The following is a 20309-nucleotide window of genomic DNA, read 5'->3' on the forward strand; positions in this document are numbered from 1 at the left end:
GACAGTCGCAGGTACGGCCCGGCAGGGGTCTTTTCGTTGATCAGAGTTCCACGTGGGGCTTGTTCGGATCGTCCTTGATATGCGCGAACTTGGCGGCGAGCGCCTCCTTGTTGCGCCGTTCGTCCTCTTCTTTGGCGCGTTTCTTCGCCTCGTCCGGATCCCACAGCACATCCTCGCGATGCTTGGACCATTCCTCACCGGCCAGTGGGGCGACGAATTCCACCAAGTCATCCAGCGATTCGCGCGTGCCGACCAGCGTGCGGATCTGTTCGGCGGTCAGACAGATGCGCGGAATCCCATACCGCTCCCGCAACTCGTTGACGAACAGCAGCACCGGCAGCACGCGCCTGGCGGCGGCACCGCCATCAACGTCAGCGCCCGCACCCGAATTCGCATCCCCATCGTCACACGGCCCCGCAACGGCGTTCACCAGCCGATGGCACGCGCACAGCGCCACCGCGAAACGTCGGGCCAGCGACGCCGCGCTTCCGGAGGCACCTCCATCAGCCGTATCATCAGCGGCCTTCCCATCTGCCGAGGCTCCGGAGGCAGTCCCATCGGCCGCATCACCGGCGGCATCGCCATCAACCACGGCAAAAGCCTCCGCCGCGCCGTCAGCCGCCGCCATATCGTCGGCCGTCTCCCCATCAGCCGGGGCTCCATCATCAGCCTGCGCTTCCCCATCGTCCAACGCCTCCTGCGCATCGGCGATAACGCGGCCCACCGCATCGCGCACCGAAGCGTCCCACTCCACGCCCAGCAGACGCGCCGCCTCGTACAGCAGTCCCGCATCCCCGCCATCCGAGAACTCCCCCATCGTGTCGTAGGCGTCGTTGGCGTCCAGCAGCGCGTCCACGATCTCCTGCGGGCGGCCCGGAATCTCGTCCGCGCCCTCATACACGAATTCCGCATCGGCCATGGTCACGTCCAGCCCGGTCATCACCGCGGCGAACGCGCGCGTCACGCGCACCTGCAGCTCCTCCGCGTATTTCGCGTCGTTGTCCAACTGCCTCGCGTCGGTCAGCGGCCACAGGTCCACCAGCGCGGCGCCCGCCTCGGCGGCCTCACGCACCGCGGGGCACCCCGCCACATGCTCGATGACTGCGGTTTCCATATCAGCTCCTTCGCCGCTCCCCTCACCGGAAGCGTTATGTCGGGTTTCCCGCCTTCGCTCGGCCAAGCCGGCCGTCACGCCGGTCACAACCGTCATGCCGGCTATGCCGGTCGCATCGGTCACATCGGTCTCGTCGCTCACGACGACGCAGACCACGCCCGCCCGAGCGGACGGCTCAAGTCAGCGTCGTCTCCATTCTCGCGCTATTTCACGTCGGCCGCAGGGTCGACATAGGTGATTGACATCACACGCCCGGTCTCGTTGTCGTAGGTCACGCTCGTCACGGAGGCGAGGGCCGTGCGCCGCAGGAACATCCAATGTTCGGGATGCCCGGTTTCCAGCATGTGTCGGTAGCTCCAGATGGGCGACTCGTGGCTGACGACGACGATCTGCTGGCCCGGGTATTGCGCCACCTTCTCGCGCGCGAACGCGTCCATGCGCTCGGCGATATGCCGGTACGACTCGCCCCAGCTGGGCTTGTACAGGTTGAGCACGAGCTTCCAGTTGCCGTTTTTCCACAGCGCGCCCTCGCCATGGCCGATGCGCTTGCCGCGGAATTCGTTCTCCGCCTCGATCACCCGCTCGTCGGTGATGAGCTCGAGTTCGCCCTCGCCACGTTCGGCGCGCACCCGGTTGAGCGCCTCGAGGATCGCGCCCGCGGTCTCGCGCGTGCGGTCGAGCGGCGAGGAGTAGACCGCCGCCACCGTGTTCATCTGCGGATTCGCGGCGATGTAGGCGCCGGTGGCCTCGGCCATGCGCCGGCCCCGGTTCGACAGGTGGAAGTCGGGCAGCCGCTCGTACAGCAGATGGTCGGGATTGAACACCTTGCCGTGACGGACGAAATGTATGGTGGTTGCGCTCATCTGCCGGCCTTCCTCGCATCGCCCCATATGGGGGAAAATCCTTGTATCGATATACCAATGTACCGCGTGTCGTGGCCGGCGCTGCGATTAGAGTTGCTTCGACGCAAATATGCGAAGAGGGATCTTCTCATTCACGCAAACTTTGCGCGACCATGGACACAGCACATCAGTATCGATGAGGGCTCCGGTGCGACGCCAAGCGCCGGGGGACATCCAATCGGGAGCGGAAAGGAGCGTGGTTTTGTCATGTCACATGGGTCAGTAAACGTCGTCAAGGATCTGGGACGTCGCCTGTTCGGCGGGTACGCGGAGCTGCTGCGTATACCGCATACCGCGCGCTTCTCCATCGGCTCCGTGATCGCGTGCATGCCGTTCCCGATGGTCGGTATGACCATCACCATCTCGGTGCAGCATTTCTACGGCAACTATTCGCTGGCCGGCGCGCTGACCGCCGTGCAGGCGATCGCTTTGGCCGTGGCCAGCCCGGTGCTGGGCAAACTCGTCGACAAGTTCGGTCAACGCCGCGTTTCCATCCCGACGATCATCGTATGGATGGTCGCCGCCACCGCGATGATCTCGTGCATCAACGCGCATGTGCCTGAATGGGTGCTGTTTTGCATCGTGCCATTCCTCGCGGCGATTCCGCCGTGGGGCGCGATGAGCCGCGCCCGTTGGACCCGCCTGCTGAAGGGCGATTCCGAGCGCACGAACCGCGCGTTGAGCCTGTCGGGCGTGTTCGACGAGTGCATGTGGGTGATCGGCAATCCGCTCGCCTCCACATTGGCCGTGATCTCCGGCCTGCTCGCGTTCTCGTTCACCGGCATGTGCGTGGTGATCGGCGCGCTGATGGTGCTCACCGAATTGAGCACCGAGCCGCCGAGCCAAAGCGATCTGGCGCGCGAGGCCGGAATGACCCGCAAGGAATACCGCGAACATGAGGCCGCCAAGGCGGCGGCTCTGAAGACGGAGGCCATCGCCGAAACCGTGCGCCGCGAGAAGCGCGCGCAGGGCGCTTCGGAGGATGAGATCCGCGCCGCGATCGAGGTGGCGCTGGCCGAGCAGGCGACCGCCACCAAGGAGTCCATCTGGGGCCCGGGTCTGATCGCCGTGTGCGTCACCTGGTTCTCGCTGGGCGCGTTCCAGTCGGCCACCGGCATTTCGATCATCGCCTTCGCCACCGAGCAGGATATGAAGCAGTACACGGGCTTCGTGTTCGCCTGCTTCTCCTTCAGCTCGCTGGTGGGCGCGCTGCTGTACGGTGCGAAGAACTGGACGATTCCGCTGTGGAAGCGTTTCTACTTCTGCCTGGCCGTGGTGAACATCGGCATCGGCACGTTCATGTTCGCCCAGCATCTGTGGGTGATCATGCTCATCTATCTGGTGATCGGCGTATGCCAGGCGCCCACGTGGATCAACGGCAACCAGCTGATGCTGCATCTCGTGCCGCCGACCCGCTTCACCGAAGGCGTGGCGTGGATGGGCGCGATGAATTCCATCGGCTCGTCGGCCGGTTCCGCGATCGCGGGCCAGTTCATCGACCGGTACGGCTCGCACGGCGGATTCACGGTGGTGACCGTGCTGGCGTTGGCCTCGCTGGTGATCGCGTTCATCGGCTTCAAGCAGATCAAGTCCAGCACCGAACAGCCCACCCTCACCGAAGTCGCCGTGTGAACTTCGTCATGCCGAGCGAAGCGCTTTTCCTCGGCATGCCATCCCCTCCTCCTTCGTCATGCCGAGCGAAGACCCCACTCTTCTTCGTCATGTCATACGAAGCCCCCACTCTTCTTCGTCATGCCGAGCGAAGGCGAAGCCGGAGTCGAGGCATCTCAGTCCGCCGAGATGTCTCGACTCCACTGCGTTCCGCTCGACATGACGAATAAAGAAAAGCCCGTTGGAGAGACGAATACACGAAAAGCCCGTTGGAATCTGAACTGTACCCAGTTCAGATTCCAACGGGCTTTTCGTATGTGCCGCCGTCTACTTCGGCCAGCCTTGGGGCGTGTGCTCCAGCGACCACATGCCGAGCCGATGCGAGAAGCTGTTCTCCCATTTGGCTTCGAGCTGTTCGGGGGTCAATCGGTTGTCGGCGCGCTTGAGACGGTTCATCGCATTGGTGTGGGTGTCGTCGAGCAGCCACTTGCGAATCAGGAAGTTCCACACCATCACCACCGCGGTGGCGACGAGCTTGCCGATGTTGGTGCGGATCATATATTCGGCGTGCTGCGTGACCATGGCGTCATGGTTCATGCCGAATGTGGAGATGTAGATGATGAGCTCGTTGATGAACAGGCCGACCACCGACGCCGAGACGAAGATGAGGATCTCCATCCAACGGGCCATATCGGGGCGGTGCTTGAACACGAACTTCATGCTCGCCAGATAGTTGAACACCAACGACACCAGGAACGAGATGGTGCTGGCGAGGATGTTGTGCATATGAAGCGCCAACAGCAGGTTCATCAGACCATAGTCGATGACGAATGCGATGACGCCCACGATGCCGAACTTCATAAGCTGTGCGATCAGTTTTTTCACAATCGTCCATTAAACACGTCTCTTACGACGCAGCAGGCCGATTCTCCCCCATTCACACAGAGAATCCTTCATTCCCATATCTTCGCTTCCTCCGAGCCGCCCGCCGTCGCCGGACACGGCCGAGGCATCCCGACGCGACCTATGATGGGTACGGAACATCGTCCGCAATCCAAGGAGGCATCATGCCCGTCATCCACACCCATGTGTCCGTCAGCACCACGCCCGAGCAGCGCGAGGCGCTCAAATCCGCCTATGGCAAGGCGATCACCGCCGTGCCGGGCAAGTCCGAGGGCTGGCTGATGTGCCCGTTCGAGGACGATATGCCGATTTATTTCGGCGGCGACGACAGCGCTCCGGCCGCCTATGTGGAAGTCAATCTGCTCGGCCGATCCGCCGTGCCGGGTTCCGTATGGGAGGAGCTCACCCGCCAGATCATGGCCGCGCTCGAATCCACGCTCGGCATTCCGCAGGACCGCACCTACATCCGCTATACCGCCACCTCCGACTGGGGTTGGAACGGCGGCAATTTCTAAGACTCCGCACCCACGCAAGAGGGGGCGTTGCGCCACTCGACGCAACGCCCCCTCGTCATTCCAAACGGCCTGTCCCTTGTCATCCTGAGCGGAGCGCAGCGGAGTCGAAGGATCTCCACCGTTACGAGATCCTTCGACTCCGGCCTAACGGCCTGCGCTCAGGATGACGAAAGTAATGAGCCAAACGACCTAAGCTCAGGCTGACAAAAGGAACACGTCAGACGATCTTCGGCATGGGGGTGGTCAGGCTGGTGGTGAGGTTCACATGCACCAGGCCCGCGCCCGCATGCACTTCGACCTTCTTCAGCGTCACCGTACGCTCGTCCTCGCCGGCCCTGTCGTTGTCGGTCATCGTCGCGGGCGATTTGACCGCGACCACCGCCATGTCGTCCAACGACACTCCGGCGCTCATGCACAGCTCGTTCGCCTCGGTCAGGGAGGAGGCGAAACCGTCCTTGAGCACCACACGCTCGGCCGGCACGCCATAGGCCTGTTCGGCGATCCACCTGACGTTCTCCACCAACGGCATGCCCTTGTGGCTATGCGGCGCGGCCGGCATCGAGCCACCGACCAGCGCGTCCACGAACTGGTCGAGCTGCGGGGCCAGAGCCTCGCCGCCGTCGCGGTACAGGTTGCCGATGATCGGATCGCGGAATTCCAGCTCCTTGGCGGTGTCCCGCAGCGCCGGAATCTGATCGTCCTCGCCATCCCACAGATTGACCAGCGGGAAGGTGGGGATATCCAGCTTCTCCAGACGATCCACATGGAAGGGGTAGCGCCAGGCCAACTCGGGATCGTCGCGCCACGTGGATGCGCGGGTCACGACGATCGCGGCGGACGGCCATTGCGCGCCGTACTCGCGGCAGGCGATGTCCAGCCACTTCTGCGCGCCCGCGTCGGCGCCGTAGCCGGCCTCGACGATCACCACATCATGCAGCGAGCAGGCCATCTGCACCGAAGCGAGCGTCGGAATGCCGATGGACACGTTGGCGAAAGGACCGCCATGCACGTAGACGGGCGAGCCGTTGACGGTCTCCGTCTTGGCCGGCATCACGGCGCCGGCGAGCATGTCGGTGATACGCCACAGGTCGATGAATTCGCCGAAGGTCACGGCCTTGCCGTCCTTGGTGCCGGCGATCATCGCGGCCACACGGCGGCCGATCTCGTCCATCGAGCGCGACAGGCACACGATCTGCATAAGCTCGCAGGTCGGCGTGAGCACGACCTTCTCGGCCACGTTGTTCTTGCCCGCATCCACGGTGATCGCGCGCAGGGAGCGGCTCGGCACTTCGGAGACGCGCGGCACGAGGATGTCGTCGAGACGTCCCTCGTCGATGGCCTTCTCCGCGAAGGAGACGAGCAGGTTCTGCGCGGCGGCGATGGCGGCCATCTCGCCGGTCAGGCCCCAGTCGATGAGTTCGGGATGGGTCAGGGAGGCCTTGCCGCCGCCCGACGCGCCGCCCTTGGAACCGGCGGCGGTGATGCCCATGCTCGGCTGGCGCAGCACGGCGGCCGCGTCTATCCCACGCTTGTTGAGCGCGTCGATCAGGGCGATGGTGGTGGTGGTCTTGCCTTCGCCGCGGGAGGCCATCAGCGGGGTGTCGGCCGTGACCAGCACGATTTTGCCGTGCTTGCGCGGGGCGTCCGGATTGGCTTTCAACGCGTCGAGATAGCCGAAAGCGTCGATTTTCTCAACCAGTCCGTACTGGCTGGTGAAGTCCTTGATATCGGTCATATCTGGTCCTTTCTGGTGTGGTTTGACGGTCTGAGTGAGATCCCTCGACTCCGCTCGGGATGACGACCCATCCACTCAGGATGACGACCCATCCGTTCGGGATGACGAGGCATTCTTTCCGCCATCCCGAACGGAGCGCAGCGAGGCGCGGGGATTCTAGAAATCGGAAAGGTGGAAGCCGTTGTTCATGGCCATGCTGCGGGTGAACAGCACGGAGTCGAGCAGCTTGTCGGTGTCGGCTTTGAGCTTGTCGGCCAGCTCCTGGTTGGCGGCGGCGAGGATGCCGCGCGCGTCCGCGCCGGACCGGATAGCCTCGATGATCTCCTCCGGCTCCATCGGCTGCACGTCGCCGTCCGTCTCGTCGGCGTCGAATTCGGCGTCCAGCGCGATGCCGGTGAGGTCGGCGATCTTCGCGTCCGTGGCGGCGAGCATCGCATGCCCGTACGCGCCGGTCTTCTCCTGGTAACGCGCCACCGCGTTGGAGGTGTCGGCGAACGCGCCGTCGCACAGGGCCGCGATCACACGGTTGGCCCAGTAGAAGTTCTCGGTGGTCACACGCGTGGTGGTGTCCGCCAGATACTCCGGAGTCACCTCCACATTCGCATAGAACGGCACCAGTGTGTTGAACGGATTGGAGCCGTACGCCATCCACTGGATCGCGCGTGAGACCTGCGGGCGGTACGGGCGGATCTGCAGCACGGCGAGCTGGCTCTGGCGGTTGATGCCGATCGGACGGTACATGTGGCGGGTGTGCTCGTCGCCGAGCTTGCCGTACGGATCATACGGCGTGCCCTGATAGTGGCCGGAGAGCACGTATTTGATGTCTTCGATCGTCACCTTGCGTTCGGGCTGGCGGGCCCACGGAATGTCGTTGCTTTCCGGATTGTGTTCCGCGTCGGGGCCGTCCCACACCTCGTCGTAGGGGTTGAGGAAGCGCTGCATCCACCACGCGCGGGGCGTGTTGTACACATGGTCGGCGTCGGAGTGCGAGCCGAAGGCGTCACGCGGATTGAACGGCGAGGAGGGTTCGACCGACAGATCCAGATGGTTGCGTTCGATCCATTCGCCCAGGTCCGCGGAGCACATATGCTCCTCCTGCTCGCCCAGCGCGTCGTCCAGATCGAATTCGTCGATGCCCAGCTGGTTGGGCATGGTCACATACGCCTCGTCGGGCACGCGCTTGGCGATCCAATGGTGGCCGCCCACGGTTTCCATCCACCAGATCTCGTCCACATCGGAAAAAGCGACGCCGTTCATCTCATAGGTGCCGTATTCCTCGAGCAGCGCGCCAAGACGCTCCACGCCCTCGCGGGCGGTGGTCACATACGGCAGCACGAGGGTGAGGAAATCCTCCTCGCCGATGCCGCCGGGAATCTCCGGATTCCCGCCCTCGGCGGGCACGAGCTCCACGAACGGATCCGCGCCGAGCACGCGCTCGTTGGTGGTGAGGGTTTCGGTGGCGCTCATCGCCACATTCGCCTCGTTCACGCCGGCCTCGCCCCAGATGCCCTCCTTGAGATCGGCGTTCGGCACGGCGGTGTACCGCATGGGATCGTCCGGCAGGTCGATCTCCACGTGGGAGATCACCGCGCGGTAGTGCCGAGGCTGCTCCTCGGGCGTGACGACGACGAAACGCTTGGGGCAGAACTCGCCGTTCGCGGAATCCTCGTTGCGGGCGATGATGGTGGAGCCGTCATAGCTCGCGTCCTTGCCGACCAGAATCGTGGTGCAGGCCATGAAATGCACGTCCTTTCTGACGAAAACAAACCTCTACGAGTGTATCGTGGCGGCGGGAACATAAGGCGCGTGCCAGTATGCATAATGGGCGGGAGTCCGGATTCGCATCCGGGTCTCTCCGCCCATCATTCGTTGGCGCGACGCGGCCGTCTCACACCTTGCCGGTCAGGAAGATGCCGGTCTGGTCGGGGATCTCGTCAAGACCGCGCAGGGCGTGGTGCATCTCGTTGAGCCAGAAGCCCTGGTTGAGCCCGGGCAGCGGCTTCTTGGTGGCCCACACATGCAGGTAGTATGCGTGGTCCTGGTCAGGCGGCTGCGGCCCGTTGTAGCGCATGATCACAGCCGGGTCGTTCTCGCGCCCTACGAATTTCGAGGCGGAGGAGTTGCGTCCCTGCACGGTTTCGGGGATCATCGCCGGCATCTGGCGGGAGAAGTCGGGCGGGATGGCGAGCGCGTGCGAATCGTTGAAGTCGAACATCAGCGCTTCGATCGGCAGGTTCGCCACGGACCAGTGGATCCATTCGAACCCGCAGACGGGAATCGAGTCGGGGTCGGTGAATTCCCAATGCAGATAGCGAGCCTCGGGCGACACATCGTCGATGTAGAACGGGAAGGAGATGACGGGCACGCCGCCCGTACGGTATTCCGGTGCCGCCGCCTTGGCGAAATCGTCCGGGATCACGGTGAAATCGGCTGAGATCTTCATTGCTGGCCTTCTTTCCTTTGCCTGTCGCCCATCCGCAGGTCCTGTTCCATCATACGTCGCGTATGTGACAGCATTATGCTAGCATTGTTGGCATACGGTTCAGCGAAAGCACTCGGCACACAAGGAGGCACCATGGCGACATTCACGCTGCGTAAATTGGATGATGAGGTGGCCGAGCAGTTCAAGCAGATGGCCAGGGACCACGGCCGGTCCGCCGAGGCCGAACTGCGTTCCGTGGTCGAGGAGGTCACGCGCAAGTACATCGAGGAGAAAGACCGGACCGCCCCCACCGGCGCGGATTGGCTGGCCGATATCCGTCGCATCATGAGCGACAACGGCATCACCGAAGACGACGAGCCGCTCCCTCTGCCGGATCGGGATTTCAGCCAGCCCCACCCTCCGTTCGCGGATTCGGCCGCATCAAGCGGAGGTGAGGAATCATGAGACGGCCCGTCATTCTCGACACCAACGTAGTTTCCGAGGCCATGAGCCCGAGTCCGAACCCCAATGTGGTGGATTGGCTGATCTCGACCCCGGTCGACCGGCTGCATCTGACCACGATCACCGTGGGAGAGCTGCTATTCGGCGTCGCGCTGCTGCCGGAGGGGCAGCGCAAGCGGACGTACTGCGAAACCATCGCGCGCACGATGGAGTACTACCAGAACCGCACCTTCGCCTTCGACGCCGCGGCGGTCATAGCCTACGCCGACATCAGGGCGAAACGACAACGTATGGGCCGGCCCGTCAGCACACAGGATGCGCAGATCGCCGCCATCGCGCGCGCCAACGGATGCGCGGTGGCCACACGCAACATCAAGGATTTCGAAGACGCGGACGTACCCCTGATCAACCCATGGGATCCGCCCGCGTCATCTCGAACGACATCACCTACTGGGCGGGCTGGTAGCAGTCGCCGTTGAGCGCGGCGGCGGCCTTGGCGCGGGCTTCGTCGATGGTCACGTCGGCGAGCGCGGCGCGCACGTCGTCCAGCGCCACCGGGGTCATCGACAGCGAGTTGACGCCCAGTCCGGCCAGCACGACGGCCAGATCGGGGTCGGCCGCGGCCTCGCCGCACACGCCCACCGGCATGCCGTGCGCGTTGCCCGCGTCGCAGATCAGCTTGATCGCGCGCAGCACCGCCGGATGCCAGGCGGTCTGATATCCGGCGACCGAGCCGAGCGTGCGGTCGGCGGCCATCGTGTATTGGGTCAGATCGTTGGTGCCGATGGAGACGAAGTCCGCCACTTCGGCGACTTTGTCGGCCATCAGCGCGATCGACGGCACCTCGGCCATCGCGCCGACCTTCTTGAGTCCGAAGCTTTTGCCCAACTTCACGAAGTAGTCGGATTCCCACTGGTCGGCGACCATCGGGGCCATCACCCACAGGTCGGCGTCGGTTTGCGCGTCGGCCGCGGCCAGGGCGCGCAGCTGCCCTTCGAGCACGTCCTTATGCGCGCGCAGGGTGCGCAGACCACGCAGACCAAGCGCGGGATTCGGCTCGTCCTCGGGGGTCAGGAACGGCAGCGGCTTGTCGGCGCCGGCGTCGAGCAGACGGATGACCACCTTCTTGCCGGGGAATTGCGAAAGCAGTTCGATATAGGCCTTGGTCTGCTCCTCCACGCTCGGCGGCTCGCTGTTGCCGATGAACAGGAACTCCGTGCGGAACAGGCCCACGCCTTCGGCGCCGTATTCCAAAGCGGAGGCGGCGTCGGCGGGCTTGCCCACATTGGCGAGCAGCGGAATACGCGTGCCGTCCTTGGTGCCGCCCGGCTGACCGCGCAGCTCCCTGGCCTTGGCGGCCTGCGCCTTGGCGGCTTCGGCGGCGGCGATCTGCTCGCCGCTGGGATCGACGGTGATCTCGCCGTGCGCGGCGTCCACAATCACGGTGACGCCGTCGGTCAGATCGGCGGCTTCGGCGGCGGAGACGACGGAGACGATGCCGAGGGCGCGGGCGAGGATCGCGGTATGCGAGGTGGGGCCACCTTGCGAGGTGACGATGGCGAGCGTTTTATCCATATCGAGTCCGGCGGTGTCGGCGGGCGAGAGATCCTCAGCCACAAGCACGAACGGCGTGTCGCTCACCGGCACGCCCGGCGCGGCGACGCCCATCAGGTCGGCGATCACACGCTGGCCGACGTCGTGAAGGTCCGCGGCGCGTTCGGCCTGGTATCCGCCGATCATGCGGAACATCTCCTCGATCTGGCCGAAGCCTTCAAGTACCGCGCGTTCTGCGGTTTTGCCGTCTGAGATCAACCCCTCGATGGAGGTGGCCAGCGCGGGGTCGGAGGCGAACATGGCGATCGCCTCGAGAATCGGGGCCGCCTGCTTGGCGCCTTCGTCGCCCTGCGCCGCCTCGGCCGCCCTACGGTTCAGGTCGGCGTTCACACGCCCCAGCGATTCGCGCGCACGCGCGATCTCGCTCTCGGCAGTGACACCCTCCGCACGCGGCGCATCCGCCGGTTCCGCCAGCGGCGGCGCCATACGAATCACCGGTCCAACCGCGACGCCACGTCCAATACCAACACCCTTGATTTTCATAAGAGGGCTCCTTTTTTATCACGGTCGGTGCAATCCGGCCAATTTCAACGGGTATCCACTCCCTTGCCGATACCGCGTCATGCGCGCACGCGCAATTTGTTAATAGTATATACTTAAAAACGTTGAACGTCAGCCAACGCGATCGTCGCGTTGCTCAATCGCGGCAGCGCCAATGCCGGCCGCCGCATTCAGACCCAAGGAGGTCACCCATGGCAACAGCAACCCGTACCACCACCATCAGCGATCCCGTGGGCATCCATGCCCGTCCGGCCGCGGAATTCTCACGCGCCGCCACGGCCTCCGGCTGCACGGTCACCATCGCCAAGCAAGGCGGAGCCCCGGTTCCCGCAGGTTCGATCCTGTCGGTGATGGGTCTGGGCATCAAGCAGGGCGACGACGTCGAACTGACCGTCGAAGGCGACAACGCCGAATCCGTGGCCGACGAGCTCATCGCCACGCTCACCAAAGCCGAGTAGCACCACCGCCCGGCACTGTTTTCAGACCAATTTCGAGTTTGGTGTGCCGGGCCATCCGGTCCCACTCAAGTAAAACGATTGATTGAGAAGTTTGGTGTGAAAAATCGGCCTCGCTAAGCGAATCCGACACACCAAACTCAACTTCCATCCTTTGCGAAGATGCGCACGTGCGGGAAATCCAATGAGATTCGCCACAATCACGGCATCAGCGCGCAAAAAAGGGCTTCGAACACCAGCGTGGGATTGCCGTTGCCGGCGAGACGCCTGCGCGCTGTGGACACCTCATCAAGACGCGACACCACCGCGGAACGGCTTAGCCGCGCCGACAATTCGGTGACCGCCGTGCGGTTCTCCAGATTCACCAACCCGACGGAATCCTCGGCGTTGTTCTGTAACACGGCCACATCGCGATACACCGAGGCGATGGAGTTGAGCGCCCGGTCGAGCACGTCGCGCGTGCGCCGCGTGACGAACCGTTTCGCATCGTCCTTCTTGCCGACGGCGTCATTGTAGGCACCGCGCAGCTTCGGCGGAATGCGGTCCTTTTCCCCCAAACCGTTCACGCGGCGGAACTCCGCCTCCGCCCGTTCAGCCCGCCGTTCGGCGTCCGCCTCGGCCTGCGCCTTGGCGTTGTCGATAAGGTCGCCGGCCAACAATACGGCATCCGAGGCGCGCGACAACCGCAGCACGCCCGAAACCAATTCGTCGCGGTCCGACATGGCCCGCTCGTCGGTGGCGTACATGCGCGCGATGCCGATATGCCCTTCGGCCAGCCTCGCGGCGCGGCGTGCGATATGCGCGTCCACGCCGGCGTCCGCCTCCAGGAATTCCGCGACGGCCTGTGTGCCGGGCACCGCAAGATTCACGATGCGCGTGCGCGAGCGGATCGTGGGCAGCACATCCTGCGCGCTGGGAGCGCACAGAAGCCAGATGCAATGCTCGGCCGGCTCCTCGATCTCCTTGAGCAGCACGTTGGTGGTGCGCTCGAGCATACGGTCGACGTCTTCGATGATGATGATGCGCCACGGCGCGGTGCTGGGCATCTGCTCGGAAATCGTGATCAGGTCGCGCACCTCGTCGATACCGATGGTCACTTTGTCGGTGGCGAGCACGGTCACGTCAGGATGGGTGCCGGCCAGCACCTGGCTGGACACGCGCGTCATCTCTCCGCCCAAGCCGTGGTCCGGGCTTTCCAACGCGGCCGCGAACGCGCGCGCCATATTGGATCGTCCCGACCCGGGAGGACCGCAGATCAGCCAGGATTGGGTGATCTGTTTGGGATCGCCGGACGCGACGTGGCTGAGCATATCGACCACCGGCTGTTGCCCGATAATGGAATCCCATACGCTCATCGCACGCCGCCGTTCTCTTTCCGGTCCGACCGATCATAGTCCGACGGTCCCTGATTCAACAGATCCGCGCAATCCGTGCGGATTGCCTCCCACACCTCGTCGATGGTCCGGCTCGCGTCCACCACGCGGAAGCGGTTCGGTTCGGCGGCGGCCAAATCGAGAAACGCCTGCCGCGTACGCGCTTGGAAGCCATCGCCGGCGGATTCCATACGATCCTCGTCATGACGCAGTCTGGCATGCGACGCTGCCGGATCCATATCCAGCAGGTAGGTGCGCGCGGGAAGCAGTTCGCGCGTGGCCCACATGCTGAGCCCGCGGATCTCCTCAGCCGTCAGTTCGCGGCCGCCCGCCTGATAGGCCAGTGATGAGTCGAGATACCGGTCGGTGATCACCACCGCGCCGCGATCCAAGGCCGGGCGGACCACCTCGGCGACGTGCTGCGCGCGATCGGCGGCGAACAGCAGGGCCTCCGCACGCGGGGAGATATCCGCGGCCGCGCCGTCGACGCCGTGCAGCAGCATACGGCGGATGGCCGCGCCAAGCGCGGTTCCGCCAGGCTCGCGCGTCACCACGACCTCACGACCCAGGGACTCGGCGAAGGCGCGCAGACGCTCGACTTGGGTGGATTTGCCTACGCCGTCGATGCCTTCGAAGGAGATGAACAGTCCGCACATTTTTACCTCATTGCTGCCAACGATCAACGGTTGGCGATCTACGCTCGTTTACGCTATCGCTACTCGCGTTCACGAACAGTCCACTGGACTGTTCGTCTGTTCGCTGTCACGAACAGCCCACTGGGCTGTTCGTCCGGGCTGTTCGTCATTTTTATTACTTCTTTTTGGCCGGGGTTTTGGCGACCACGGCGGGGCGCGTGTACCCTTCGTTGGCGGTCAGCCAGTCGATGTCGCCCTTCACGGTAGCCGCGGTGGAGCCGATCTTCTCGGCGATGCGCGTATTGGCCCATCCCTTGTCGGCGAGCTTCCTCACCTCGGCGCGACGCTCGGCGCGCTTCGCCTCGGCGGCGTTCACCTTCGGTGCGGCTTTCGCGCCCTTCGCTCCCTTCGCCGAAGCGGCGCGGCCGCCACGTCCGCGCCCGCGGGTCGAAGGGCCCGCCGCGCGCTTCTCCGCCAGCAGACGGAACGCGTCGGCCGGCTCGATCGTCTCGGGAGCATACTGGCGCGGCAGCGTGCGGTTCGTCTCACCGTCGGTGATGTACGCGCCGAACCGCCCGTCCTTGATGGTCACGGGCTTGCCGGTCTCCGGATCCGCACCCAACTCGCGCAGCGGCGGCTTGGCCGCCCCGCGCCCGCGTCCACGCCCGTACTTCGGCTGGGAGAACAGCTCCTTGGCCTTATCGACGTCCACGGTGAAGATCTCGTCCTCCGAGCCCAGCGAACGCGTCTCGGACTTGCCGTCGGGCGTGGTTTTCGTCAGATACGGGCCGTAGCGGCCGTTGTTGGCGGCGACGGTCACCTGGCTCACCTCGCCGGTTTCGGCGTTGGCCTCCTCATACGTGCCGACTTCGCGCGGCAGGCTGAGCAGACGCAGCGCATCCTCCAAAGTCAGCGATTCTGGGCTCATCGTCTTGAACAGGCTCGCCATCTTCGGACGCGGCGCGGCATCGGCCTTCTTCGAGCCTTTCTTCGCGCCCGCAGAGCCAGCGGCACCGGCCGCGGCGGTCTCGCCCTCGCCGGCGGGCATCACCAGCGCCACATATGGACCGAACCGCCCGTTGCGCACCTCGACCGTGCCACCGGTCGCCGGATCCACACCCAGTTCGCGCGGACCGCCGGAATGGTTCTCGATCAGATCATGCCCCACTTCGACGGTGAGTTCGTCGGGCGCGAGCGTATCGGGCAGGGAGGCGCGCTTGGGATTGCCCTCGGCGTCCGTATGCTCCATATCCTCCAGATACGGCCCATACCGGCCCACGCGCACGTGCAGGCCGTCGCCGATATCGATGGTGTTGATGGCGCGGGCGTCGATTTCGCCCAGCTGCGCGACCTGCTGCTGCAGGCCTTCATGCGCCTCGTCGGCGTTTGCGGCCGCGCCTTCGCCGGTGCCGAAGTAGAAGCGGGTGAGCCATTCGCGGCCGGTCTCCTTGCCGTGCGCGATCTGGTCGAGCCCGTTCTCCATATCGGCGGTGAACTGGTAGTCCACCAGTTTGGGGAAGTTGGTCTCCAAAAGCTTGGTCACGGAGAACGCGAGCCAGCTGGGGATCAACGCCCTTCCGCGCTCGTATACGTATCCGCGGTCCATAATCGTCGAGATGATGCTCGCGTAGGTGGAGGGGCGGCCGATCTCCTTGGCTTCCAGCGTTTTGACCAGCGAGGCTTCGGTGTAGCGCGCGGGCGGCTGGGTCTCATGACCGTCGGCCACGACTTCGGAGGCGGCCAACCGCTGCCCGGTGGTCATCGGCGGCAGCGAGGCGTTGTCGTCGGCGCTTTTGCCGACCGACTTGCTTTTCGCGGCCGAATCCGACCCGTCGGCGGAGGCGGCGTCGGCACCGGCCGCAGCGGATTTCGCCGCGCCGGACGCGCCCGCGCCACCGGTGGCCTTCATGAATCCGGGGAATTCGATCACGGTGCCGGAAGCCTGGAACACCGCCTCGCCGGTCTCGCCTGTGGGCGCGGACAGCTTCACGGTGGCGGTCGATCCGGTGGCGTCGGCCATCTGCGAGGCGAGTGTGCGCTGCCAGATCAGCGTGTACAGGCGCAGCTGGTCGACCGGCAGTTTCGAGGCGAGTTCGGCCGGATCATGGAAGCGCGATCCCGCGGGGCGGATGCATTCGTGGGCTTCCTGCGCGCCGGCGGTTTTGGTCGCGTACTGCTTGGGCGCGTCGGATAGGAAGGCCTTGCCGTAGTGGTATTCCACGCTGGCGCGGGCGGCGGCGATGGCCTCTTGGCTCAGCGTCACCGAATCGGTACGCATATAGGTGATGTAGCCGTTCTCGTACAGGCCCTGCGCGGCGCGCATGGTGGCACGCGAGCTCATGCCGAGACGGTTGCCCGCGGTCTGCTGCAGCGTGGAGGTGGTGAACGGCGGCTGCGGACGGCGGCGGTACGGCTTGGTCTCCATCGACATCACCGTGAACGCGGCCGACTTGAGCGCGGCAGCCGCGGCGGTGGCGCCGGCCTCGTCAAGCTGCAGCACATTGTCGGAGAAGCCCGCGGGCGTCAGCTGCCCGTCGGGGCCGAAATCCTTGGAGACGGCGAGACGCTTGCCGCCCAGCGAGACCATACGCGCGTTGAATTCGGTATGCTCCCCCAACGCGTCGGGCGCGCCGAGCGTGGCGACCACATCCCAGTAGGGCGCGCGGCGGAAGGCCATGCGCTCACGCTCACGCTCCACGATCAGACGCGTGGCCACCGACTGCACACGTCCCGCGGACAGGCCCGGCCCAACCTTGCGCCACAGCACCGGCGACAGCTCGTATCCATACAGACGGTCGAGCACACGCCGGGTCTCCTGCGCGTCGACCATATGGCCGTCCACGTCGCGGGTCTGGCTCAACGACGCGTTGATCGCGTCCTTGGTGATCTCGTGGAACACCATGCGCTTGACGGGAACCTTGGGCTTGAGCGTCTGCACCAGATGCCATGCGATGGCCTCGCCCTCGCGGTCCTCATCAGTGGCGAGGTACAGCTCGTCGGCGTCCTTCAACGCGGCCTTCAATTCGGAGACCGTGCGCTTCTTGTCGGCGCCCACCATGTAATACGGGCGGAACCCGTCGTTGACGTCCACACCGAACTTGCCGAACTTCGCCTTCTCCTCGGCGGGGACCTGGCTGGGCTGCGCGAGATCGCGGATATGGCCCACCGACGCCATGACGGTGTATCCCTCGCCCAAGTAGCCGCCGATCTTGCGGGCCTTGGTCGGGGACTCCACTATAACGAGCTTGGTGCCGGTTGCCATGCTTGCTCCTTCATCCTCCCCACGATCGCGGGGTTCTTGGCGTCATCTTACTCATGCGATACGGCCAAGCGCCAAATTGGGTGCGCCTGTTGCGCCCGGCCGCTTCGGTGCGACCATCCGCTTCAGTGCGATCGTATCATCCGCACGCCGCACGCCGGCCATCTCAACGCGAAGCCGGATCGGGCGGCGCGGGAGGCGCTCCGATTAGACCGATACGGGTCAGCGGCGAGGCCGTGATCTGACGCATCGCCAACGCGGAGGCGAACACCACGGCCGCGCAGGCCGCGATCAGCACCATCGAGGAGACCACCGCGCCGGACAGCGACCATGACGCGCTCACCGACAGGCCCGGCAGCACCTGCCACACGATATACGCGGCATACGCCACGGCCAGCAGGCCCGCGGTGAGCAGCACGCTGCCCACGATCTGCGATCCGGTCGACGAGGCGCGGGACCCCACCGCGTCCATACCGGAACGCCGGGTGAACGCCATCACCACCATGGCGATGCCGCCCACCAGCAGCAGCGCCATCACCACATCGCAAGGGCGATGCCACTGGGCCACGACCACGGACACTCCCACCAGCGCCGACCAGACGGCGGCGAGAACGGCGGCGAGCGCCCGGCAGACGCGAGGGACCGCCAACACCAGCAGCATGCCGGCCGCGGCGGCCAGAATGGTGTGTCCCGAAGGCGCGGAGTTCAGCGCGCGCGATTCGGTGTTGATCAGGAACGGCCGGGGCAGCGCGCCTTTGAGCAGTTCGGCCGCGGCGCACAGCGCGCCGAAGACGACCATCTGCCCCAACAGCCACCAGCGGCGGCGCACGGCGGCGCATATCACTCCCAGCACGCCCAGCACGCAACTGACGGCGATCACCACCCAGGACCGCCCCACCACGGTCAGCAGGCCGCCGAGCAGACCGGGCACGGGCTCATCGAAGAACGTCCAGATCATATCCTCATAGGACTGGCCTTCCGCCGTGCACACGCCCAGCCACCACGCGCCGAACGCCGCGGCCAGGAACACCGCCGCCAACACGAGGCAGATGACGCGGCTGGAGAGGCGCGGCCGTATGGCGAGCGGATCAAGACGGGCGAGTCCGCGGTCGAGTTCTTGTTCGTCGTTCATACCCACGACTCTACGGCCGCACCCCAGACAGCCGCCATGGGCACGCCCGCTCACGGCAAAATCCGCACAACCCACATGGTCTCCAAGTCGTGGAACTCCACTCGCCAAGTCACCTGAATGTATTTTTTGTACATTCGATGCACTATTTTTTGTACATCCGATGTCGAAATTTTTGTACATCCAATGTATACTTTAGATTATGAGCGAGTATATTCCCAGGCCATTGGCAGACGCCCTGCTGCAGGCGAAACGCAAAATCGTCGTTCTCGAAGGCGCGCGGGCGGTGGGCAAAACCATGATGATGCGGCAACAGCTCGCCGCGTCCGGCTTCGCCTACGAAACGCTTGCGGACCAGAACACCTACGAACTGGCGCGGGAGGATCTGCACGGCTGGCTTGGAGGACTCACACTGCCGGTCATCATCGACGAAGCCCAACGCATCGCCGAACTGCCGCTGGAAATCAAGGAAATCGCTGATGCGCTCCCCTCCGGGCAAACCCAGTTCCTGCTCACCGGCAGCGCGATCATCAACCGCGGAGGACTCGACGGACAAGACCCCCTCGCCCGACGCTCGCAGCATTTCATCATGAGCCCGCTGACCCAACGCGAGCTGCGCGGAATTCCGACCAGTCTCGTCGACGACCTGTGGGAGGGCGAGCCGAACACCGACTATGAGGAAAGCATCTCCCGCGCCGATCTGTACGATCTCATGGCGGCGGGCGGCTTCCCCGAATACTGCGCCGAATACGCGCAATACAGCGAGTGGGAACGTGAGAAACTCGTCTCCGACGACATCCGGGCCGTGCTGGGAGACACGATTCTCCCCGACGAAAAACTCGACGTGGTCATCGCGCAGAGCATTCTCGAGAAGCTCCTCTGCACGCCGGGCGGGATTCTCAACGCCAGCGCGCTCGGCAACGAGTTGGCGCTGGACCGCCGCACCATAGACCGTTACATCGGCATTTTCATGCGCCGGTTCCTGATTCACGCGTTGCCCAATATCCGCACCACCCCCAATCGGCAGACCTTCACCCGAGCCAAAATCCACCCCGTGGACACCTCGCTCAGCATCCAGACCATGCTTTCCAAAGGGCGGGATCCACAGTCCAATCCGGTCGATTACGGCAATCTGCTGGAATCGTTCGTCGTCAATCAGATCGTCCCCTCCGTGCAATGGTCGAACGCGCATCCCGATTGCTTCTACTGGCGCGAATCCGGCAGCCATCCCAAAGAGGTGGATCTCGTCATGAGCCGGCGCAACCGACTCGTCGGAGTCGAGGTCAAATCCTCATCCAAGGTCGCCAGGGAGGATTTCAAGGGTCTTGCCGATCTCGCCAAGGACGAACGTTTCCACCGTGGATACCTTATCTACACCGGATCGCGCATCATGAAATGGCCCGGCAACCTCTGGGCCGTCCCCATCAGCGCGCTGTGGAGCTCCGACGCCTTCGTCGGCGCATAGAAAAACCTCCACGCACCCGTCAGAGGCCACTTACCCTTGCTGCATTCCTGCCCTGGGGGAGTTGGGTGACATAGCGCCGCGTGGAGGCTCTCACTAGTGTACAGCACCCCTGGTCATCGCCGTGTCGCGCGGCGTCCCTCCGCATGTTCCGCCGCGTCAAGCGGGGCTTCCGACGGCGACGCCGGCGCTGCGTCCCGGCACGACGGCCCGCACG

Annotated in this window: 17 protein-coding genes and 1 other RNA gene; 6 read left to right on the top strand and 12 right to left on the bottom strand. The window is 64.6% G+C overall.

Translation table 11 applies throughout. From position 1 onward, the window contains the following. Positions 1-40 precede the first annotated feature (40 nt). Together BL8807_RS02900 and BL8807_RS02905 are read right to left on the bottom strand one after the other, a co-directional pair. A complete protein-coding gene (locus BL8807_RS02900) occupies positions 41-1114 on the bottom strand; it encodes a hypothetical protein (RefSeq protein ID WP_072726322.1) in 1074 nt (357 codons plus the stop codon). Between the two features lie 203 nt (positions 1115-1317). Continuing rightward, the gene (locus tag BL8807_RS02905; protein ID WP_072726319.1) at positions 1318-1977 is read right to left on the bottom strand and encodes a histidine phosphatase family protein; all 660 of its coding nucleotides are present in this window, start codon (positions 1975-1977) and stop codon (positions 1318-1320) included. A 246-nt stretch (positions 1978-2223) separates the two neighbouring features. Here BL8807_RS02905 and BL8807_RS02910 point away from each other — a divergent pair, with 246 nt between their 5' ends. After that, positions 2224-3648: an MFS transporter gene (locus BL8807_RS02910; RefSeq protein ID WP_072726287.1), complete on the top strand. Its 1425-nt coding sequence runs from the start codon at positions 2224-2226 to the stop codon at positions 3646-3648. Between the two features lie 306 nt (positions 3649-3954). Here the strand turns inward: BL8807_RS02910 and BL8807_RS02915 are convergent, their stop codons facing one another. Further along, entirely contained in the window at positions 3955-4488 is a 534-nt protein-coding gene (locus BL8807_RS02915) for a GtrA family protein (RefSeq protein ID WP_072726285.1), read from the bottom strand. Between the two features lie 206 nt (positions 4489-4694). Between BL8807_RS02915 and BL8807_RS02920 the strand changes: the two genes are divergently transcribed. Continuing rightward, complete coding sequence (locus BL8807_RS02920; protein WP_072726284.1) at positions 4695-5045, top strand: tautomerase family protein; 351 nt, start codon at positions 4695-4697, stop codon at positions 5043-5045. 217 nt (positions 5046-5262) lie between these two features. Here the strand turns inward: BL8807_RS02920 and BL8807_RS02925 are convergent, their stop codons facing one another. The 3 genes from BL8807_RS02925 to BL8807_RS02935 form a co-directional block, all read right to left on the bottom strand. After that, a complete protein-coding gene (locus BL8807_RS02925) occupies positions 5263-6780 on the bottom strand; it encodes a formate--tetrahydrofolate ligase (RefSeq protein WP_072726282.1) in 1518 nt (505 codons plus the stop codon). A gap of 156 nt (positions 6781-6936) precedes the next feature. Beyond that, a complete protein-coding gene (locus BL8807_RS02930) occupies positions 6937-8517 on the bottom strand; it encodes a C69 family dipeptidase (protein ID WP_072726280.1) in 1581 nt (526 codons plus the stop codon). Between the two features lie 151 nt (positions 8518-8668). Then, positions 8669-9223 carry a YbhB/YbcL family Raf kinase inhibitor-like protein gene (locus tag BL8807_RS02935; protein WP_072726278.1) on the bottom strand — a complete coding sequence of 185 codons (555 nt, stop codon included), beginning with the start codon at positions 9221-9223 and terminating at the stop codon, positions 8669-8671. Positions 9224-9355: 132 nt separating this feature from the next. On the opposite strand from BL8807_RS02935, the gene BL8807_RS02940 reads away from it, so the two are divergent. Both BL8807_RS02940 and BL8807_RS02945 read left to right on the top strand, forming a co-directional pair. Continuing rightward, entirely contained in the window at positions 9356-9667 is a 312-nt protein-coding gene (locus tag BL8807_RS02940; protein ID WP_072726276.1) for a FitA-like ribbon-helix-helix domain-containing protein, read from the top strand. Continuing rightward, a complete protein-coding gene (locus BL8807_RS02945; protein ID WP_072726273.1) occupies positions 9664-10143 on the top strand; it encodes a type II toxin-antitoxin system VapC family toxin in 480 nt (159 codons plus the stop codon). Before BL8807_RS02940 ends, BL8807_RS02945 begins: the two co-directional genes overlap by 4 nt. Here the strand turns inward: BL8807_RS02945 and ptsP are convergent. Then, the gene (gene ptsP / locus BL8807_RS02950) at positions 10112-11761 is read right to left on the bottom strand and encodes a phosphoenolpyruvate--protein phosphotransferase (RefSeq protein ID WP_072726270.1); all 1650 of its coding nucleotides are present in this window, start codon (positions 11759-11761) and stop codon (positions 10112-10114) included. The two genes, BL8807_RS02945 and ptsP, sit on opposite strands and share 32 nt — an antisense overlap. A 209-nt stretch (positions 11762-11970) precedes the next feature. On the opposite strand from ptsP, the gene BL8807_RS02955 reads away from it, so the two are divergent. Further along, a complete protein-coding gene (locus tag BL8807_RS02955; RefSeq protein WP_072726268.1) occupies positions 11971-12237 on the top strand; it encodes an HPr family phosphocarrier protein in 267 nt (88 codons plus the stop codon). A gap of 197 nt (positions 12238-12434) precedes the next feature. On the opposite strand, the gene BL8807_RS02960 is transcribed toward BL8807_RS02955, so the two are convergent. The 4 genes from BL8807_RS02960 to BL8807_RS02975 form a co-directional block, all read right to left on the bottom strand. Then, a complete protein-coding gene (locus BL8807_RS02960) occupies positions 12435-13589 on the bottom strand; it encodes a DNA polymerase III subunit delta' (protein WP_072726266.1) in 1155 nt (384 codons plus the stop codon). Beyond that, on the bottom strand, positions 13586-14263 hold the full coding sequence (gene tmk / locus BL8807_RS02965; protein WP_072726263.1) for a dTMP kinase: 678 nt from the start codon (positions 14261-14263) through the stop codon (positions 13586-13588). The genes BL8807_RS02960 and tmk overlap by 4 nt, the downstream gene beginning before the upstream one ends. A gap of 154 nt (positions 14264-14417) precedes the next feature. Further along, positions 14418-17504: a type I DNA topoisomerase gene (gene topA, locus BL8807_RS02970; RefSeq protein ID WP_072726261.1), complete on the bottom strand. Its 3087-nt coding sequence runs from the start codon at positions 17502-17504 to the stop codon at positions 14418-14420. Positions 17505-17667: 163 nt separating this feature from the next. Further along, positions 17668-18633, bottom strand: a complete 966-nt coding sequence (locus tag BL8807_RS02975; protein ID WP_072726259.1) for a phosphatase PAP2 family protein — start codon at positions 18631-18633, stop codon at positions 17668-17670. 199 nt (positions 18634-18832) lie between these two features. Here BL8807_RS02975 and BL8807_RS02980 point away from each other — a divergent pair, with 199 nt between their 5' ends. Beyond that, positions 18833-20095 carry an ATP-binding protein gene (locus tag BL8807_RS02980; protein WP_072726257.1) on the top strand — a complete coding sequence of 421 codons (1263 nt, stop codon included), beginning with the start codon at positions 18833-18835 and terminating at the stop codon, positions 20093-20095. On the opposite strand, the gene ffs is transcribed toward BL8807_RS02980, so the two are convergent. Next, positions 20092-20188: signal recognition particle sRNA small type (gene ffs / locus BL8807_RS02985), an RNA gene on the bottom strand. The two genes, BL8807_RS02980 and ffs, sit on opposite strands and share 4 nt — an antisense overlap. Positions 20189-20309 lie beyond the last annotated feature (121 nt).

Origin of the sequence: Bifidobacterium lemurum, assembly GCF_014898175.1 — a bacterium.
GTDB classification, from domain to species: Bacteria; Actinomycetota; Actinomycetes; order Actinomycetales; family Bifidobacteriaceae; genus Bifidobacterium; species Bifidobacterium lemurum.

Excerpts from the sequence above, each read along its gene's own strand:
- BL8807_RS02920 (WP_072726284.1), top strand. The coding sequence starts at position 4,695 with ATGCCCGTCATCCACACCCATGTGTCCGTCAGCACCACGCCCGAGCAG.
- BL8807_RS02910 (WP_072726287.1), top strand. The coding sequence starts at position 2,224 with ATGTCACATGGGTCAGTAAACGTCGTCAAGGATCTGGGACGTCGCCTG.
- BL8807_RS02915 (WP_072726285.1), bottom strand. The coding sequence starts at position 4,488 with ATGAAGTTCGGCATCGTGGGCGTCATCGCATTCGTCATCGACTATGGT.
- BL8807_RS02940 (WP_072726276.1), top strand. The coding sequence starts at position 9,356 with ATGGCGACATTCACGCTGCGTAAATTGGATGATGAGGTGGCCGAGCAG.
- BL8807_RS02930 (WP_072726280.1), bottom strand. The coding sequence starts at position 8,517 with ATGGCCTGCACCACGATTCTGGTCGGCAAGGACGCGAGCTATGACGGC.
- BL8807_RS02975 (WP_072726259.1), bottom strand. The coding sequence starts at position 18,633 with ATGAACGACGAACAAGAACTCGACCGCGGACTCGCCCGTCTTGATCCG.
- BL8807_RS02955 (WP_072726268.1), top strand. The coding sequence starts at position 11,971 with ATGGCAACAGCAACCCGTACCACCACCATCAGCGATCCCGTGGGCATC.
- BL8807_RS02945 (WP_072726273.1), top strand. The coding sequence starts at position 9,664 with ATGAGACGGCCCGTCATTCTCGACACCAACGTAGTTTCCGAGGCCATG.
- BL8807_RS02935 (WP_072726278.1), bottom strand. The coding sequence starts at position 9,223 with ATGAAGATCTCAGCCGATTTCACCGTGATCCCGGACGATTTCGCCAAG.
- BL8807_RS02980 (WP_072726257.1), top strand. The coding sequence starts at position 18,833 with ATGAGCGAGTATATTCCCAGGCCATTGGCAGACGCCCTGCTGCAGGCG.
- ptsP (WP_072726270.1), bottom strand. The coding sequence starts at position 11,761 with ATGAAAATCAAGGGTGTTGGTATTGGACGTGGCGTCGCGGTTGGACCG.
- BL8807_RS02925 (WP_072726282.1), bottom strand. The coding sequence starts at position 6,780 with ATGACCGATATCAAGGACTTCACCAGCCAGTACGGACTGGTTGAGAAA.
- topA (WP_072726261.1), bottom strand. The coding sequence starts at position 17,504 with ATGGCAACCGGCACCAAGCTCGTTATAGTGGAGTCCCCGACCAAGGCC.
- BL8807_RS02905 (WP_072726319.1), bottom strand. The coding sequence starts at position 1,977 with ATGAGCGCAACCACCATACATTTCGTCCGTCACGGCAAGGTGTTCAAT.
- BL8807_RS02960 (WP_072726266.1), bottom strand. The coding sequence starts at position 13,589 with ATGAGCGTATGGGATTCCATTATCGGGCAACAGCCGGTGGTCGATATG.
- BL8807_RS02900 (WP_072726322.1), bottom strand. The coding sequence starts at position 1,114 with ATGGAAACCGCAGTCATCGAGCATGTGGCGGGGTGCCCCGCGGTGCGT.
- tmk (WP_072726263.1), bottom strand. The coding sequence starts at position 14,263 with ATGTGCGGACTGTTCATCTCCTTCGAAGGCATCGACGGCGTAGGCAAA.